The sequence below is a fragment of the Mesorhizobium kowhaii genome (assembly GCF_042431665.1).
GTDB lineage: Bacteria > Pseudomonadota > Alphaproteobacteria > Rhizobiales > Rhizobiaceae > Mesorhizobium > Mesorhizobium kowhaii.
The window spans coordinates 59,986-77,073 of record NZ_JBHLYT010000008.1 but is presented as its reverse complement, the minus strand read 5'-3'; the positions used below and the strand labels follow the sequence as shown (position 1 = coordinate 77,073).

At 65.7% G+C, this 17,088-nt stretch carries 17 protein-coding genes and 3 pseudogenes; 11 read left to right on the top strand and 9 right to left on the bottom strand.

Going from position 1 to position 17,088, the window contains the following annotated elements; translation table 11 throughout:
- Positions 1-55 precede the first annotated feature (55 nt).
- The 5 genes from ACFFNA_RS10115 (at position 56) to ACFFNA_RS10095 (ending at position 5,992) form a co-directional block, all read left to right on the top strand.
- Positions 56-1,090: an ABC transporter substrate-binding protein gene (locus ACFFNA_RS10115; RefSeq protein WP_378917859.1), complete on the top strand. Its 1,035-nt coding sequence runs from the start codon at positions 56-58 to the stop codon at positions 1,088-1,090.
- A 68-nt stretch (positions 1,091-1,158) separates the two neighbouring features.
- A complete protein-coding gene (locus tag ACFFNA_RS10110; RefSeq protein WP_378917857.1) occupies positions 1,159-2,019 on the top strand; it encodes an ABC transporter permease in 861 nt (286 codons plus the stop codon).
- Between the two features lies 1 nt (position 2,020).
- Positions 2,021-2,821 (top strand): ABC transporter permease, encoded by an 801-nt coding sequence (locus ACFFNA_RS10105; RefSeq protein ID WP_378917855.1) that lies wholly within the window; start codon positions 2,021-2,023, stop codon positions 2,819-2,821.
- Positions 2,818-3,894: an ABC transporter ATP-binding protein gene (locus ACFFNA_RS10100; protein ID WP_378917853.1), complete on the top strand. Its 1,077-nt coding sequence runs from the start codon at positions 2,818-2,820 to the stop codon at positions 3,892-3,894. Before ACFFNA_RS10105 ends, ACFFNA_RS10100 begins: the two co-directional genes overlap by 4 nt.
- Before the next feature lie 127 nt (positions 3,895-4,021).
- Positions 4,022-5,992 carry an acyltransferase family protein gene (locus tag ACFFNA_RS10095; protein ID WP_378917851.1) on the top strand — a complete coding sequence of 657 codons (1,971 nt, stop codon included), beginning with the start codon at positions 4,022-4,024 and terminating at the stop codon, positions 5,990-5,992.
- 227 nt (positions 5,993-6,219) lie between these two features.
- On the opposite strand, the gene ACFFNA_RS10090 is transcribed toward ACFFNA_RS10095, so the two are convergent.
- Complete coding sequence (locus tag ACFFNA_RS10090; RefSeq protein ID WP_378917849.1) at positions 6,220-6,969, bottom strand: SDR family NAD(P)-dependent oxidoreductase; 750 nt, start codon at positions 6,967-6,969, stop codon at positions 6,220-6,222.
- 133 nt (positions 6,970-7,102) lie between these two features.
- Here ACFFNA_RS10090 and ACFFNA_RS10085 point away from each other — a divergent pair, with 133 nt between their 5' ends.
- On the top strand, positions 7,103-7,996 hold the full coding sequence (locus tag ACFFNA_RS10085) for a LysR family transcriptional regulator (RefSeq protein ID WP_378917847.1): 894 nt from the start codon (positions 7,103-7,105) through the stop codon (positions 7,994-7,996).
- Positions 7,997-8,080: 84 nt separating this feature from the next.
- Positions 8,081-8,392 carry a hypothetical protein gene (locus ACFFNA_RS10080; RefSeq protein ID WP_378917845.1) on the top strand — a complete coding sequence of 104 codons (312 nt, stop codon included), beginning with the start codon at positions 8,081-8,083 and terminating at the stop codon, positions 8,390-8,392.
- A 50-nt stretch (positions 8,393-8,442) separates the two neighbouring features.
- On the opposite strand, the gene ACFFNA_RS10075 is transcribed toward ACFFNA_RS10080, so the two are convergent.
- Positions 8,443-9,045, bottom strand: a complete 603-nt coding sequence (locus tag ACFFNA_RS10075) for a DUF6456 domain-containing protein (RefSeq protein ID WP_378917843.1) — start codon at positions 9,043-9,045, stop codon at positions 8,443-8,445.
- A gap of 326 nt (positions 9,046-9,371) precedes the next feature.
- On the opposite strand from ACFFNA_RS10075, the gene ACFFNA_RS10070 reads away from it, so the two are divergent.
- Entirely contained in the window at positions 9,372-9,653 is a 282-nt protein-coding gene (locus ACFFNA_RS10070) for a DUF982 domain-containing protein (protein WP_378917841.1), read from the top strand.
- A gap of 105 nt (positions 9,654-9,758) precedes the next feature.
- On the top strand, positions 9,759-10,076 hold the full coding sequence (locus ACFFNA_RS10065; RefSeq protein WP_111543283.1) for a DUF982 domain-containing protein: 318 nt from the start codon (positions 9,759-9,761) through the stop codon (positions 10,074-10,076).
- 214 nt (positions 10,077-10,290) lie between these two features.
- Here ACFFNA_RS10065 and ACFFNA_RS10060 read toward each other — a convergent pair.
- Together ACFFNA_RS10060 and ACFFNA_RS10055 are read right to left on the bottom strand one after the other, a co-directional pair.
- Positions 10,291-10,979, bottom strand: a pseudogene (locus tag ACFFNA_RS10060) (GcrA cell cycle regulator).
- Between the two features lie 120 nt (positions 10,980-11,099).
- On the bottom strand, positions 11,100-11,543 hold the full coding sequence (locus tag ACFFNA_RS10055; RefSeq protein WP_378917839.1) for a hypothetical protein: 444 nt from the start codon (positions 11,541-11,543) through the stop codon (positions 11,100-11,102).
- A 26-nt stretch (positions 11,544-11,569) separates the two neighbouring features.
- Between ACFFNA_RS10055 and ACFFNA_RS10050 the strand changes: the two genes are divergently transcribed.
- Positions 11,570-12,274, top strand: coding sequence for an XRE family transcriptional regulator (locus ACFFNA_RS10050; protein ID WP_378917837.1), 705 nt, complete (start codon positions 11,570-11,572; stop codon positions 12,272-12,274).
- 58 nt (positions 12,275-12,332) lie between these two features.
- On the opposite strand, the gene ACFFNA_RS10045 is transcribed toward ACFFNA_RS10050, so the two are convergent.
- Complete coding sequence (locus tag ACFFNA_RS10045) at positions 12,333-12,635, bottom strand: hypothetical protein (RefSeq protein WP_378917836.1); 303 nt, start codon at positions 12,633-12,635, stop codon at positions 12,333-12,335.
- 185 nt (positions 12,636-12,820) lie between these two features.
- Here ACFFNA_RS10045 and ACFFNA_RS10040 point away from each other — a divergent pair, with 185 nt between their 5' ends.
- Complete coding sequence (locus tag ACFFNA_RS10040; RefSeq protein ID WP_378917834.1) at positions 12,821-13,189, top strand: hypothetical protein; 369 nt, start codon at positions 12,821-12,823, stop codon at positions 13,187-13,189.
- A 3-nt stretch (positions 13,190-13,192) separates the two neighbouring features.
- Here the strand turns inward: ACFFNA_RS10040 and ACFFNA_RS10035 are convergent, their stop codons facing one another.
- The 4 genes and pseudogenes from ACFFNA_RS10035 to ACFFNA_RS10025 form a co-directional block, all read right to left on the bottom strand.
- Positions 13,193-14,209, bottom strand: a complete 1,017-nt coding sequence (locus ACFFNA_RS10035; protein ID WP_378917832.1) for an ABC transporter permease — start codon at positions 14,207-14,209, stop codon at positions 13,193-13,195.
- Positions 14,206-14,904, bottom strand: a pseudogene (locus ACFFNA_RS41370) (ATP-binding cassette domain-containing protein); the annotation flags it as partial. The pseudogene ACFFNA_RS41370 and the gene ACFFNA_RS10035, both read right to left, overlap by 4 nt.
- Positions 14,905-15,258: 354 nt before the next feature.
- A pseudogene (locus ACFFNA_RS41265) lies at positions 15,259-15,687 on the bottom strand (ATP-binding cassette domain-containing protein); the annotation flags it as partial.
- Positions 15,688-16,021: 334 nt separating this feature from the next.
- Entirely contained in the window at positions 16,022-16,969 is a 948-nt protein-coding gene (locus ACFFNA_RS10025; RefSeq protein ID WP_378917828.1) for a substrate-binding domain-containing protein, read from the bottom strand.
- Positions 16,970-17,088: the final 119 nt, after the last annotated feature.

The window sequence follows — 17,088 nt, the reverse complement described above, 5'->3', positions numbered from 1 at the left end:
GGCGAAAACGCCGATCGCGAACAGCCAACAACGAAAACAAACAGAGGAGAACGACATGAAACTGATCATCACCGGCGCCCTTGCCCGCCTTCTTGCAACGACACTGCTCGCAACAACACTTCTGGCAACGACGGCCGCAAAGGCCGAGGACATGGTGTTCACCAGCTGGGGCGGGACGACCCAGGAAGCGCAGACCAAATCCTGGGCCGAACCGTTCACCGCCGCGTCCGGCATCAAGGTCATGCAGGACGGCCCGACCGACTACGGCAAGCTGAAGGCGATGGTCGACAGCGGCAGCGTCAACTGGGATGTCGTCGACGTCGAGATGGATTTCGCCATCAAGGCGGCCAAGGACGGCTTGCTCGAACCGATCGACTTCGCTGCTGTGCCGAAGGCCGACCTCGATCCGCGCTTCACCACCGACCATGCCGTCGGCAGTTTCTACTATTCCTTCGTGCTGGCTTGGAACAAGGGCGCCGTTTCGGGTGAACCGGCCGGCTGGGCCGACATGTTCGACCTGAAGAAATTCCCGGGCAAGCGGACCTTCTACAAATGGTCGGCGCCCGGTGTCATCGAGATCGCATTGCTGGCCGATGGCGTTCCGGCCGACAAGCTCTATCCGCTCGATCTCGATCGCGCCTTCAAGAAGCTCGACACCATCAAGTCGGACATCGTCTGGTGGGGCGGCGGCGCGGAGTCGCAGCAATTGATCGCATCCGGCGAAGCGACGTTCGGCCAGCTGTGGAACGGCCGTGTCTTCGCGCTGGAGAAGGATGGCGCCGATGTCGGCGTCTCCTGGAACCAGAACCTGACCGCGGCCGACGTCCTGGTGGTGTCGAAGGGCGCCAAGAACAAGGACACGGCGATGAAGTTCCTCGCCGCGGCGAGCAGCCCAGCCGGCCAGGCGAAATTCGCCGAGGCCAGCGGCTATGCGCCGATCAACACCAAGGCCAAGGCCGAGATGCCGGTCGATGCCGTCAAATCGCTGCCGGACGCCCATGTCGACGGACAGATCAATCTCGACATGAACTACTGGGCCGCCAATCGCGACGCCATCGCGGCGCGCTGGTATGCCTGGCAGGCGAAATAAGCCTGACCCTTGAACAGCAAGGGACGAGACGGCGCGCGCCGTCTCGTCCCTTAGCCCGGATCGCTGCCATGTCGGTCGAAACACGTCGGAATTTTGGAACGGTGCGGCTGCCGGCGGGCTTCAGTGGCCTGCTGCCGGCCCTGGTCCTGATCGTGCTGTTCTTCGTCGTCCCGGTTCTGGCCCTGCTTTTGCGCAGCGTCACGGAGCCCGAGCCCGGCCTGCAGAACTACGCCGCCCTGCTTGGCGACGGCACCTATGCGCGGGTGTTCTTCAACACCTTCCTGGTCGCGTCGGTGGTCACGATCGCCACTGTCCTCGTCGCCTTTCCGGTTGCCTGGATGCTGGCGATCATGCCCTCGGCGCTGGCCTCGATCGTCTTCGGCGTCATCATCCTGTCGATGTGGACCAATCTCTTGACCCGCACCTATGCCTGGATGGTGCTGCTGCAGCGGACCGGCGTCATCAACCGGACGCTGATTGCCGCCGGCGTCATCGACCAGCCGCTGCCGCTCATCAACAATCTCACCGGCGTCACCATCGGCATGGTCTACATCATGCTGCCCTTCATGATCCTGCCGCTGGTCGGCACGTTGCGGGCGATCGATCCGATGACGCTGCGCGCCGCGGCACTGTGCGGCGCAAGTCCTTTCCAGGCATTCCGCCGCATCCTTTTGCCGCTGTCGCTGCCCGGTATAGCGGCCGGTGGCCTGATGGTCTTCGTCATGTCGCTCGGCTACTTCGTCACGCCGGCGCTGCTCGGCGGCACGTCGAACATGATGCTTGCCGAAATGATCGCGCAGATGATCCAGTCGCTGCTCAATTGGGGGCTCGGCAGCGCCGCCGCCTTCATCCTGCTTGTCGTCACCATGGCGCTCTACGCGCTGCAGCTACGCCTCGTCGGCGCCAGGCGCATGAGCGGAGGCATCTGAGATGCTGCTCGACTATGACCGCATGGGCTGGCTGCGGGTTGCGCTGCTCGGCTTCACCGCGCTGGTCGCCGGCTTTCTTCTGTTGCCTGTCGTCTTCATCGTCCTGCTCTCCTTCGGTTCGTCCCGCTGGCTGGCCTTTCCGCCGCCCGGCTGGACGCTCAAATGGTACCAGGAACTGTTTGCCGATCCGGCCTGGCTCGATGCGGCGCTGACCAGCGCCCGGATCGCCACCATGACCGCGATCCTGGCGGTAGCGATCGGCCTGCTCGCCTCCATTGCCCTGGTTCGCGGACAGTTTGCCGGGCGGGAGATCCTGCGCGGCCTGCTGCTGACGCCGATGGTGCTGCCCGTCGTCGTCTTCGCCATCGCCATCTATGCCTTCTTCCTTCGCCTTGGCCTCGGCGGCACCACCATCGGCTTCGTCATCGCCCACACCGTTTTGGCACTGCCGTTCGCCATCATCCCGATCGCCACCGCGCTGGAAGGCTTCGACAAGTCGATCGAGGACGCGGCAATCGTCTGCGGCGCGAGCCCGCTCGAGGCCAGGCTCAGGATCACCTTGCCGTCGATCCGGATCGGCATCTTCTCCGCCGCGATCTTTTCCTTCCTTGCCTCGTGGGACGAAGTCGTGGTGGCGATCTTCATGGCCAGCCCCAGCCTGCAAACCTTGCCCGTCAAGATCTGGGGCAGTTTGCGGTCGGATTTGAGCCCGGTGATCGCCGCCGCCTCCAGCCTGCTCGTCGGGCTGACGCTTGCCCTGATGGTGGTGACGGCGTTGCTGCAGCGAAAGTTCCGCACATGACCCAGCCCTTCCTCTCCATCCGCAATCTGCACAAGGCGTTCGGGGCAATCACCGCCGTGCACGACGTCACGCTGGACATACCCAGGGGCGAGTTCCTGACCTTCCTCGGGCCTTCGGGTTCGGGAAAATCGACGACGCTCTACGCGATCGCCGGCTTCCAGGATCCGAGTTCCGGCGATGTGCTGCTGGAAGGAAAGTCGCTACTTTCAGTGCCCTCGCACAAGCGCAACATCGGCATGGTCTTCCAGCGCTACACGCTGTTTCCGCATCTGACGGTGGCCGAGAACGTCGCCTTTCCGCTTCGGGTTCGCCGCCGGCCGGAGGCCGAGGTGAAGAAGAAGGTCGCCGCCATGCTGGCCCTGGTGCGGCTCGAAAGCTTCGCCGCGCGCTTGCCGGGCGCACTGTCGGGCGGCCAGCAGCAGCGCGTAGCACTAGCCCGGGCGCTGGCCTACGATCCGCCGATCCTGCTGATGGACGAACCATTGTCGGCGCTCGACAAGAAGCTGCGCGAGGAAATCCAGGCCGAGATCCGCCGCATCCATCGCGAGACCGGCGTCACCATCCTTTATGTCACCCACGACCAGGAGGAGGCGCTGCATCTGTCGGACCGGATCGCCCTGTTCAAGGATGGCCGCATCGAGCAGACCGGCAGCGGCGAGGACCTTTATCTCAGGCCAGCGACCGATTTCGTCGCCGGCTTCATCGGCAATTCGAATTTCCTCGCCGCCGAACATCTCGACACCACCGATGGCACGGCAACGATCAGGCTGGCCGACGGTTCTGTCGTCTCCGGGGTCAGGGCCAACGGCACGTTTGGCAAAGGCGAGAAGACCAGGCTGATGATCCGGCCGGAAGCGTTTGGCATGGAGCGGAGCCCGGCGAGCGCGGAGCTCAACGTCGAGATCGTCGACGTCGCCTTCTATGGCGAGCGCCGGCGCATCGTCGCGCGCACTGCCGCCGGCGAGGGGGTCGACATCAGACCGACCTCTGCCGCCATGCAGTCGCAGGACGTGTCACCCTGCAGCCGGCAGGTCTTTTTCGATCCGGCGGCAGCATTCCTGTTTCCCGCCTGACGTGCCGCCTCCCTTTTCCTGCCATGTTGCACTGCGATAGATTTGTTGCATTGCGATATCAACCTGCCCGGCCGACCCTGCCAATGGGGCTGGGCCGATGGGGCTGGGCTTGCACGAAGGAGCCATCGTGGCAGCATCGTTCCGGCCGGACATACAGGGATTGCGCGCACTCGCCGTCGGCGGCGTCGTCGCCTATCATTTCGGCCTCTCCGGCCTGCCCGGCGGCTTTGCCGGCGTCGACATCTTCTTCGTCATCTCCGGCTGGCTGATCACCACCCACCTCATGCAGGAGATCGGCGACACCGGCAGGCTCGATCTGTGGCGCTTCTATGCCAGGCGCGCCCGGCGCCTGTTGCCGGCGGCACTGTTCGTCATCCTGGCCACGCTGGCCGCCGGTTATTTCATCCTCTCGCCGCAGGAGCAGGCGCTCTATTCGGGCGGCGCCATGTTCGCCTCCGCCTATGCCATCAATCTGTGGCTGCTGCGCTGGTCGTTCGACTATTTCGCAGCCGACGCCACCAGCAATCCCTTCATCCACTTCTGGTCGCTGTCGGTGGAGGAGCAGTTCTACCTGGCCTGGCCGGTGCTGCTTCTGCTGGCCGCCTGGCTGCGGCCGGGCCGGCGCACGGCCGTGGCCGTGATCGGCGCGGCCTGCCTCGCCTCGTTCGCCGCCTGCGCCTGGTTGACCAGCGCAGCGCCAGCCTGGGCCTTCTATTTCTCGCCGCTGCGCGCCTGGGAGTTCGCCGCCGGTGGCCTGGCGACGCTGGTATCTGCGACCTTCCTGCTGCACCGCCCGTGGCTGCGGTCTGCACTTGGCTGGCTCGGCCTGGCGCTGATCGCGGCGGCCTATCTGTGGCTGAGCGAGGACCTGCCCTTTCCCGGCTATTATGCGCTGCTGCCGGTCGCCGGCACGGTGCTGGTGCTGTTGAGCGGGGTTGGCGCGGAGCAGGCCGGAAAGCGGGCCGAGTGGCAGGCCTTTGGCCCGGCCGCCGCCTTGTCGCTGCCACCCCTGCAATGGATCGGCGCGCTGTCCTATTCGCTCTATCTCTGGCACTGGCCGGTCATCGTCTATGCGCAGATGCTGGTGCCGGATCTCAGCGTTCCGCAGCGCCTCGGTTGCGGCGCGCTGGCGTTGGCGCTGTCGCTGTTCACCTATCACCTGATCGAGAACCCGGGACGGCGCGCCGGCTGGCTGACCGCGGGCGCCAAGGCGCTGGCTCCCGCGCTGGCGCTGACGGGTGCGGGCGTGGCGGTGGCCTATGCCAATGCGCATCTGGCGCAGCGCAACATCGACCCTGAGCAGCGCGGCATCGAGCAGGCGGCCGAACAACCCTCGATCGCGCGCGCCGTCGACAAGAGCTGCCTGCTCGACTTCCACACGGTGACGCCCAAGCCCTGCACGTTCGGCGCGGCTGACGCCGCCCACACCATCGTGCTGTTCGGCGATTCGCATGCCGACCACTGGTCGACGCCGCTGATCGAAGCGGCCAGGCGCAACGACACCAGGGTGGTCACCTATCTCAAATCATCGTGCCGCGCCTCGCGGCTCTCGACCTTCAACACCGTGCTGAAGCGCGACTACACCGAATGCGATGCCTGGCGCGAGCAGGCGATATCGGACATCATCGCCCGCAAGCCGCGCCTGGTGGTGATCTCGGAATTCTCCATCGGCAATCTGACGCGCGACATGCCCGCCGCCAGCCGCACCGCCGAGACCGCGCGCTGGCAGGCCGGCCTGCGCTCGACATTGCAGGCCTTCAGCCGGGCCGGCGTCGAGGCGGCGGTGATCCGCGACACACCGATCAGCGCCAGCTTCGCCGACTCCTGCGTGGCGCGCACGCTGTGGTGGCGCGAGGCGCCGTCGCCGCACTGCGACACGCCAAGGGCCGACGCCGCCAATGACACTGCTGCCGCCGCCGAACGCGCCGTTGTGACCAGCGTACCCGACACGCTCTATGTCGACCTCACCGACCGCTTCTGCGGCCGCACCTCCTGCCACGTCTTCATCGGCGGCAAGCTCGCCTTCCGCGACCGCCACCACCTCGCCACCGCGTTTGCCGAGACGCTGGAGGGGCCGCTGGAGCGGGCGCTGTTTTAGACGCGCGCTCTCCCTTCTCCCCTTGTGGGGTGAGCGGCCGGTTCGCGAAGCGAATTCATCGTGCCACTGGCACGATGAAAGGCCGGCGAACGCCGGGACGCTGCGAAGCGGCGGGGACACGGCAGGTGGATCGTGCGCCACCTAACCCTCGCAGGCACAGGGCGTTCGAAGCTCGAAAAGCCAAGCAATTGGCTTTTCGTTCGCTGCGCGAACCGCTTCTCACCCCCCTACCGCCACCCACCCGACGCCGTGATCCGCTCTCCAGTCACCCAGCCCGCCTCGTCGGAGGCCAAAAACACCGCCACTTTCGCAATGTCGTCGGGCTGGCCGAAGCGGCCGAGCGGGGTGATCGCCACCAGCGCCTTTTCGTGTTCGCTGCCAACGATGCCGACGCGCTGCAGCCCTTCGGTGTCGACGCCGCCCGGCGCGATGGCGTTGACGCGGATGTGGCGGCTGCCCAGCTCACGCGCCATCGACAGCGTGATCGAATCCACCGCCGCCTTGGTGGCGGCATAGACCAGCGAGTTGGGCTGCGGGTTGAAGCTGGCGACAGAGCTGACGTTGATGATGCTGCCACCGGCCGGCCCGAAATGCTTCACCGCTTCCTGGATGGTCAACACGACGCCCAGCACATTGGTGTCGAATTCGCGGTGGAACTCGGCCTCGGTCACCGCCTCCAGCGGCTCGAACTGGAACACGCCGGCATTGTTGACCAGGATGTCGACGCCGCCGAACGAGGACTTTGCCGCTTCAAACAGGCCGCGCACATCTGCCGCCAGCGCGACATCGCCCTTCACCGCCACCGCCCGGCCGCCGGCATCCTCGATAGCAGCGACGACGCGCTCGGCCCCTTCCCGCGATGAGGCATAGTTGACCACCACAGCGGCACCCGCCGCCGCCAGCCCCTTGGCGGTGGCTGCTCCTATGCCCTTCGATGCGCCGGTGACGATGGCGACCTTGCCGTTCAGACTGCTCATCCATTCTCTCCTTGCAACCCTGACGATGAGCGGTATTTAAGCGCGCCGAAAAAGCGTATTAGCCTGACAACAGGCCAGTCTTTCTTGCCTGAAATTCCGCAATCAACCCTTCTCGACATGCGATGATGCCGCAATGACCACCATCCTCGAAAAGACCGCCGGCCTCGTTGCCTTCGTGCGCACGGTGGATGCCGGGTCGTTCCAGGCCGCCAGCCGGCTGATCGGCTCCAGCCCGTCGGCCGTGTCGAAGAGCGTCGCCAAGCTGGAACGGCGGCTCGGCGCAAAACTCATCCAGCGCTCGACGCGCCGGCTGGGGCTGACCAGCGAAGGCATCGCCTATTACGAACGCGTGGCGCCGCTGCTGCGGGCGCTCGACGATGCGCAGGACATCGTGCAGAGCACCGGCACGGCGCGCGGCCTGCTGCGCGTCACCGCCCCGGTCGAGCTCGGCCGCGGCCTCATCGCCTCATGGGCGCAACTGTTCCTGGCCGAGCAACCCGAGGTGAAACTGGAGCTCAGCGTCACCGACCGCCACGCCGACCTGATCCGCGAGAATTATGACGTGGCGGTGCGCATGGGCGCGCTGGCTGATGCCGGGCTCACCGCGCGGCGCATCGCCAGCCTGCCAATCGTGCTGGTGGCCGCCCCCGCCTTTCTCCAGCGTCGAGGCTTTCCAGCCTCGATCGCCGACCTGCGGCGCCATGATTTCATCCGCTATGTCTCGGCGGGCCGCCCGCAACCCATCGCCTTCGCCGACGGCACCGAAATCGTGCCCGACGGCCGTTTCGACACCGACGACGGCGGTGCCATCAAAAACGCCGCCCTATCCGGCGCCGGCATAGCCCACCTAATGCAAGTCGCCGTGCAAGACGACCTCGACACCGGCCGCCTTATGCGCGTCCTGCCTGATGTGCCGATGCCAACCATGCCGGTGCACATTGTGCACGCCTTCGGCCGGCAACTGCCGGTGCGGGCAAGGCTGTTCGTGGAGTTTTTGGCGCGGCAGATGGGGAGATTGGGACGGTAGCATTGTTCGTTACATCTTGCGAATCTGTGGAACGAGGCTGCGGCTCGGGGGTTATATTAGGTCAACCTTGAAAAGGAGGTAGCCATGAAAAAGCTCCTGCTTGTTTCGGTTATCGCCATTGCTTCGGCGGCGGCGATGATCGCCCCCGTGGATGCCCGCGCTCGTATCACTATCGGCATCGGCGGCTATGCCGACGACTATTACGGCAACGACTATTACAATGGTTATGGCGACTACGGCGATCGCTACGTCTATCGCCCCTATGACCAGTACGACGCCTACGACAACGGCTACAGGCCGCGTTATTACCACCGGCACCACCGTTGCCACATCGAACTGGTCAAGCACTGGCGCCATCACCACAGGATCATCGAGGAAATCCGCGTCTGCGGATGACCCGATCTTGTGAAAACTGATCTGGCCGGCATTGCCGGTCGGATCGCCTCTCACCCTACCCTTCTCCCCACCATCATCCCATAGTGCACCGCCAGCAGATCCAGCCCGACCTTCAGCAGCTTGGTTACCACATCCCTGCCCTCGCCGGTCTGCTCCGCCAGGCTCTTGATCGAGCCACCGGCGCAGCAGACTTTCTGCACCACGGCGGCGACTTCCCAATGGCAGAGCGCCCTGGTGGCGGCGGCATGCGCGCGGCCGGTGTCGAGCACGCTGTCGGCGATGCCGCCGCCGTGGCGGCCGCCGTCGACGCGCTCGGTCCAGCGCATCGGTTTGACGCTTGCCTGCTGGCTGCAGCGGAAATCCTCGCGGTAGCGCAGGCCTGCCTCGCGCTGCTGGCGCGACAGCGAGGTGATGCCCAGAAGCGGGTCGATAGTGCGCACCCGCACGATGCCGCCGGTGGCGGTGTAGCCGTCATTCGACACCTCGTAGACGCGCGCTGCCTCCAGCGTGCCGGCGGCCAGCCGCTTGCGGCCGAATTCGTCGTCCTTCATCGCGAAATCATGGCCGATCTCGCGGCGGATGCGCACCTGCTCGGCCTCGCCCTTCGGCAGTTTTGGCGCCTGGGGTTTGGCGGGTCTCGTCTTCTTGCTCATAGCGTGGCTCCTGGTTGGGCGGTGTGGTGTGTTGGGCTTGGGCCTTGCAGAACCTGGGTTCCTCGCCCCCGTGGAACGGGGGAGAGGTGGCTCGGGCGAAGCCCGAGACAGAGAGGGGGCAGCGCGGCGGATCGTGGTCTCGTGCCCCATCCTCAGCCGGCTCTGGCTTCGTGACGGTTGCCCCCTCTCCGTCTCGGCTACGCCGAGCCACCTCTCCCCACTGCGTGGGGCGAGGAACCCAAGCTTTCGAGGTCGAGGCCTTCACGATCGGCGATGGAACCAGCGCGATCTTGCGACGTCATGCGGCGTCCACGGGAGACACGACGATGACAGCCTTCATGCCGATTACACTGCGCTTTTGCGACAACAGAACCATGCTGGTCGGCTCGGTGGCCGAGGCCGCCAACGCGCTTGGGCAGCAATGGCCTGACAAGACTGCACCTGGCTATGTCGAGGCGGCTCGGCTCGTCGCCCTGGCCGTGGACGGCACCTGTTGCCAGCGCATCGCCTTCGACGCCCTCACCAGGGCGGCCAGGCAACAGAACATATTGGTGGCCAGGCCCAAAAGCCGCGCCTATGACTGGCTGGACGCAGTGGCCGGGCAGTAAGGTACGTGGGCTGGGCCGGGCCGAAAATGTGATGCAACCGCCCGGCAGAGTGGCGCGTTGATTATAGCGAGGTTTCTTGCCCCGCGCAGAGTGAAGGTGAGCGCAATGGGTACGATGAAGACCGGAGTGCCGCTCAAGGTGCGGATGGACGGCCAGATCGAAGAGATCGACTGCGTCAGCGACGCCGCCGACTTCCTGCAGCGGTGGCCGCTCGAGCGGCGCGGCCATGTCTATCGCAGCGCCCTCAACGCCTGCAGTGCGGCGATTGCCGCGCAGATCTCCGAATCCGACGCCATGAAAGTGTTCACCGGCTTTGCCAGGGTGACCGACATCCTGGAGGCCGAAAGCGGACCGGCCATGACACTCGAGCCCAAGACCGTGCAAAGCCGCATGCCCAAGCAGGGCCGGCAAATGCCGAAATAGGGTTGCTGCGCTTTCGTTTCGATTCAGCGTCATCTCAAAATCCTCGTGGCCGCTCATCCACTTTCTTGCGCATTGGGCGCTGCCCCTCATCCGCCTGCCGGCAGGGTGCCCTTCGCTGTCGCTTCGGGCGTTCGCCTTTCGAAAAGCCAAGCAATTGGCTTTTCGTCCGCTGCGCGGATCACGTCTCACCCCCGTGAACGGGGAGAAGGGATGCTCACCCCGGCGTCGCCTCAAAAACCCGGCGGCGGAAGCGCGCTTGGTGGTAGGTGCAATAGCTTTTCAGCGCCTTGGTGCGCATGCCGCAGCACAGCATGTCGGCGCCCGGCCGGCCGCCCGGTGCGTCGTTCTCAGGGTCCTCCTCCAGCGTCAGGTCCAGCGGCGCGCGGCAGCGGCCGAACAGGCAGTCGATGAAGCGCATCGCCACGCCATGCGGCTGGCGGCCAACGGCCGCACGTGACGGCACCGGCACCTCTAGGCGATAGGCTTCGCCATCGGCGATCAGCACGCCCACTTCGTGCACGAATAGGCGTGGCGGCAGCCAGAGGCCGGTGGCGGTTCGCGCCTCAGTCGGGCCGGCTCGCGCACGCTGGCGCCGCCGGTGGCGAATGCGACGTCGATCGTGCCGGCAACTGCGGTGGCGATGGCCCTGCCCTGTGCCGGCGTTCCGTTCGCCCGTTTGCTGCGCTTGCCCGCAGCCCGCTTGGCTCCGGCAGGCAGCCCCTTGCCATGGGCAAAGCCGATCGCGCCGAGCATGGCGTTGCGATGCACGATGCCGATGATGGCGTTGCGCGACACCGGGCTGCCGCGCAGCGCGCTGAACGCCGCCGCGATCTTTGAGGCAGAAAGCCCGTCCTTCAGCCAGCAGGCGATCTCTTGCAGTTCCGCGTCGGTATAGCTTGCCATCTCCAGTCTCCATCCAAAGTTCTGCGTACGGCCGCGCGCCGTCAGGCAAGCATCGGGGGTCGGCCCGGTTGCCTGGGCCGCAATCAGGGTTGTCTTGTTCGAGGGCCGGCTGGCGCCGGCTCAGCCGAACCGGGCTTGCTGCCCGGCCGGTTCAGCGAGGCACGAAAGCCGCGCCTCTGCCGTTTTTCTGTCAGGGGCGGAAACGGCCCTGCCCGTCAGCGTGTCGAACAGGATGACGGTGCCGTCCTGCGTGCGGATGCAAGAGCAGCCAGCGGGACCGGCGCCATCTCGATCGAATTGGGGGCCGGAGCCGCTGGGAGCAGCGGCTCCGGCCGTTCCGGTCGCCGGTGACAGGCGGACCGGATCCGAGGCCGATGCAATCAAGCAAGGAACCTCGGGCTTCGCCCCGGCCGGGGAGGAGGACGGCCGGGACGGAAGGGCGGCGGCGATGACCGCCTTATGTGCCTCGCGTGAGGCCGGCGCCACGATGCCATCGAATCTGGACAGGTTTTGCATGGCCATATATAAGCATAACTCAAAAACAAATGCAAGCCATTCTTTCATAGACGAGAGCCGCTTTCATCGCTCACATGGGCGCCATGGCAAAAACGGAACTGTCGATCAAGGTCGGGGCGGCGATCCGCAAGGCGCGCAAGCAGCGCGGCCTCGTCATGCGCCACATTGCCGAGCACAACGACACCGATGTCGCCGCCGTCGGCAATTGGGAAACCGGCCGCAATCTGCCCAAGACCGAGAACCTGCTGAAGACCGCCGCCTTCCTGCGCGTCGATCCGGTGGCGCTGGGCAAGGGCGAGGTCGTCTTCCTCGACGATGCCGGCCCGGTCGCCGACGTAGAGATCGTCACCGATGCCGGCCCACCGCCCGCCGGGCCGATGGATATCCCGGTGCTGGGCGCCGCAGTCGGCGGCGATGACGGCGACTTCACCTTAAACGGTGAGCCAGCCGGCTATGTCCAGCGCCCACCTGGCATCCGCAACCTCCCCAAGGTGTTCGCGCTGCACGTGCTTAGCGATTCCATGGTGCCGCGCTACGAACCGGGCGACATGATCTATTGCGGCGGCCGCGAGGCCGTGCCCGGCGACCATGTCGTGATCGAGACCTTTCCGGAAGAAAACGAGCGCAACGGCAAGGCCTTCATCAAAAAGCTGGTCAAGCGCACCGCCGCCGAGCTGGTGGTCGAGCAGTACAATCCGCCGAAGACGCTGACCTTCAACCGCTACGCCATAAAACAGGTCTGGCGCGTCATCCCGCTCAAGGAATTGCTGGGGTATTAGCGGGCGCCTTTGCCTTCCCCCCGTGGGAGAAGGGAAAACCAGCGCCGCCCCCCTCTTCTCACCCCCGCCTCGACCCCTCCAGCGGCACGTCGCGGTCGCTCAGCATCTGCGCTTCGCTGCGCACGCGCTGGCGCTCGTCGATGAACGCCGCCTGGATCGAAATGGCCACGCCCGGCAGCCCGTCGGCGCGGCAGGCGGAGCAGACGATGCGTCCTGAAAGGGCGGCCAGCGGTGTGTTTCCTGTCACCCCGAACCGCTTCAGCTGATCGGGCCGCCACCACCTGTTGCGGCCGCAATCGGCGCACTCGACCGATATCGAAGCGACATGCGCGATCACTGGTTCCTTGCCTGGCAATGCCATCGCCCCTCCTCGCCTTTGTTCCTGATTTGTTCACATATTCCTGTGTTTTGAGCCGCGAGTCGAGTCGCGCATTTCAAAGATTCCCAAAAGTTTTTCTTCTACAATTATTTGAGTTATGCTTATATCCACTCACAAATGTGAGTCGGAGGCGCAAACCGCCCGCCACATCGTATCCGGGAGCGACGATGGACACTCTTGCCGCCGATTTCGCCCGCGCCTGCGGTTACACCGGCGACAGCCCTGCTCTGCTCGAAGCCTTCGAGGCAATCCGCCGCAACGGCATCGAGCGCGCGCGCCAGGATCATGTCAGGCGCAAGGCGGTCATTGATGCGCTGAAACATTCGGAGGCGCTGTTCCTGGCGGCGATCGGCCCGGCGCTGTCGGCGCAAGAAGCCATCGAGGACGCCGCCCGCTTCATCGCCTTCTGGCGCAACATGCCGCGCTGGCGCCAGGAGCGGCGCCTGCCCGATCTCATCAGAGCCAAGCAGCAGCGTCTGCTGGCACGCTACTTCCGCCGTTACGGTCACCATCTGTGGGCGCTGGAAGCGGCCTGACCCTCACCTTCGCACCCGCGACTTCAGCCACCGGTCAAACGCCACCGCCAGGATCAGGATCAGGCCGATGACGATGCTTTGCGTGTAGGACGAGACGTTGTTGAACTGCAGCCCGTTCTGCAGCACGCCGATTAACGCCGCGCCGACCACTGTGCCGCCGACCGAACCGATGCCGCCGAACAGCGAGGTGCCGCCGATGACGACGGCCGAGATCACCGTCAGCTCATAGCCGATGCCGGCGACCGCCTCCGAGGAGTTGAGCCGCGCCGACAGCACGAAGGCAGCGAGCCCGGCAAAGAAGCCGACGATCACATAGACCGAGACCAGGATGCGGTCGACGCGCAGCCCGGATAGCCGTGCCGCCTCGGCGTTGCCGCCAACGGCATAGACGGCGCGGCCGTAGCGCGTGTAGCGCAGCACGATATGGCACAGGATGGCGGCCGCCGCGAAGATGAGCGCCGGCACCGGCACCGGACCGATCAGGCCGGTGCCGAACCAGCGCATCGAGGCGTCGAAGCCGGAGATCGGGCCGCCATTGGAAATGGTCAGCGTCAGCCCTCGAAACACCGTCAGCCCGCCCAGCGTGACGACGAAGGGCGGCACTTTCAGCCGGGTGATGGCAAGGCCCTGCACGCCGCCGGCGGCCGCCCCCACCACGACGGCGGCCAGCAGCGCGGCGAACCAGCCATAGCCCTGCGTGCCGGAAGTCGACAGCGACAGCGTGTTGGCGGTGCCGCCCTTGGCGACCACGGCGGCGACCATGCCGCAGAAGGCGAGCAGCGAGCCGACCGACAGGTCGATGCCGGCGGTGAGGATGACGAAGGTCATGCCGAGCGCGATCAGCCCGGTGATCGAGATCTGCCGCGTGATGTTGAACAGGTTGATCGGGTCGATGAAGCTCGGCTTCAGCACGGTGAAAACGACGACCAAAGCGGCCAGGAACAGCAGCGGCCCGAAGCTCATCAGCAGCCGCGTTATGTTGATGCCGCCACGCTGGTTCTCTTCTCCCGCCACGCTCATCGTGCCTGCCCCTTCGCGTCCTGTCTGTCGAGCGCCATCAGTTCCATCAGTTTTTCCTCGTTTGCCTCGACGCCCGGCATCTCGCCGGTGATGCGTCCCCGGCGCATGGTGACGATGCGGTCCGAAACCGCCAGCACCTCGGGCAGCTCGGACGAGATCATCATCACCGCGATGCCGCGCGCCGCCAGTTGCACCAGGATCTGGTGCACTTCTGTCTTGGCGCCGACATCGACGCCGCGCGTCGGCTCGTCGACGATCAGCACCTTTGGATCGCGCGCCAGCCAGCGCGCCAGGATCACCTTCTGCTGGTTGCCGCCCGACAGGCCCTCGATCGCCTGCTCGACCGAGGCCATGCGGATCGACAGCATTTTCCTGAAGCCGGCAAGCGCGTCGCGTTCGCGCCGCTCGGCCATGAAGCCGAAGCCGTTGCTGAACGTGCCGAGCGACGCGACGGAGAAATTCGGCAGGATGCCGAGTGCGGCAAAGATCGCCTGGTGTTTGCGGTCCTCCGGCACAAGGCCGATGCCGAGCGCGATGGCGTCCGCCGGTGAGGCCGGCGCGATGGGTTGGCCGTCGAGCGTGATGGTGCCCGCGGCGATGCGGTCGGCACCGAAGATGGCGCGCGCCAATTCCGTGCGACCCGAGCCGACCAGGCCGGCAACGCCGAGGATTTCGCCCGCCTTGAGGTCGATGTCGACGCCGTCGAGCACGATGGCATGCGGCGCCTCGGGGTCGCGCACGGTACGCAGGCCCCGCACCGACAGCACGACATCGCCGGCCACGGCGCGCTGCGCCGGCCGTGCATAGAGTTCGGACGCGGCACGGCCGACCATCTTCTCGATGATCTTCGGCAGCGCGATCGGCCCGCCCTGGCGGTCGAGATGCCCGGCCAGCCTGCCGTCGCGCAGCACTGTCATGCGGTCGCAGATGGCCGACGCCTCCTCCAGCCGATGGGTGACGAACATGATGGCGACCTTATCCCTGCGCAGCCGGTCCATGATCGACAGCAGCCGCTGCACCTCGGTCTCGGTCAGCGCCGAAGTCGGCTCGTCCATGATGATCAGCCGGCTTTTCAGCGACAAGGCGCGAGCAATCTCGACCAGCTGCTGTTCGGCCACCGATAATGCCGAGACCGGCGTCATCGGGTCGATGGAGAGACCGACGCGGGCGATGATCGCGCGGGATTCTACCTCCATACGCCGCCAGCTGACCAGCCCGAGCGGGCCGATCGGCGCGCGGCCGACAAAAATGTTCTCGGCCACCGTCAGCGTCGGGATCAGGCTCAGCTCCTGATAGATGGTGACGATGCCAAGCCGCTTGGCATCCTGCGGGCTGGATGGATGATAGTCGGCGCCGTCGAAAGTGATGTGGCCGCTGGAGGGCGGCATGACGCCGGACAGGATCTTGAGCAACGTCGATTTGCCGGCGCCGTTTTCGCCCAAGAGGCCAAGGATTTCGCCGGGCCGGATGTCGAGCGAGACATCGCTCAGTGCGGTCACGCCGGAGAAATGTTTGGTGACGCCCTCGACGGCAAGCAGGACGGGCGATGCGGTGGCGGCTTCAGCGGCTGGCAAGGGTTGCTCCCGGATTGCTGCAGGCAGCGGGACAGCGCCCCCCTCTGTCCTGCCGGACATCTCCCCCACAAGGGGGGAGATTGGCAGTTTTGCCGGCAGCGCCTCTTCTGCAAGGCTGGCGATTGGCGAAAACCAAAGCGACGGCCGATCTCCCCCCTCGTGGGGGAGATGTCCGGCAGGACAGAGGGGGGCGCGACAAAGCGCGACCTCCATCCGCCATGCGCCTGGCTCTCACAGACTACTTCGTCTCGCCAATCCGCTCGGCCTTGTCGAGATTGTCCTTGCCGATGACGATGGGCGTCAAAAGCACCAGCTTCTCCTTCGGCTCGGTCTTGTCCTTGGCATAGGCCACCGCGATGCGCACCGCTGTGCGCGACTGCTCGCCGGGGAATTGCTCGACGGTGCCGGCGAGCTTGCCGTCACGCACCGCGACCAGCGCTTCCGGCAGCGCGTCGAAGCCGTAGATCTTGACGTCGGTGAAGTTGCGGGCGGCACAGGCCTCCATGGCGCCGAGCGCCATGTCGTCATTGGCGCAGACGATGGCGTCCGGCTTGCCGTTGGCGGCAAGGCCGGCCTCTGTCACCGACAGCGCCTCGGCGCGGGCGAAGTTGGCGGTCTGCTCGAAGACGATCTGGTACTTGTCCTTCAAGGGATCGAGCACATTGTGGACGCCCTTGTTGCGGTCGATCGCCGGCCCGGCACCGGGCTGGCCCTGCAGATGGAAGATCTTGGCGCCATTGGGGAACGCCGCCACCATGGCATTGGCTTCCGCCTCGCCGCCCTTGACATTGTCGGCGCCGACATGGGCCAGAATGCCCTCGACACCGTCGACACGGCGGTCGATCGTCACCACGGGAACGCCGGCCTTGACCGCTTCTTCGATGGCCGGCGCCAGCGCGTTGACGTCGAGCGGCGAGATGACGATGGCGTTGACCTTCTGCACCAGCGCCGCCTCGATGTCGGCGGTCTGCTTGGTGGCCGAGTTCTGGCCGTCGCTCTCGGTCAGGTTGACGCCTTGCGCGGCGGCCTCGGCCTTGATCTCGTTCAGCATGTGCACGAAGAACGGAAAGCCGAGATTGGGCACCGAGCCGAGGATGGTCAGCTTGTCCTCGGCAAATACCGAGGGTGCGGCAAGCATCATGGCGCCAAAGGCCGCGGACGACAGCAGGAATTCACGTCTGTTCATAGGATCCTCCTCCACAGAGACGCATCATCCCCAAGGCCGGGATCGGTCTTGGGAAGGGATCATGCGTCAGTTCAAAGTGTTGGAGCATCCTCCGTGCGCCCGAAAACGCGTGCCGCTCC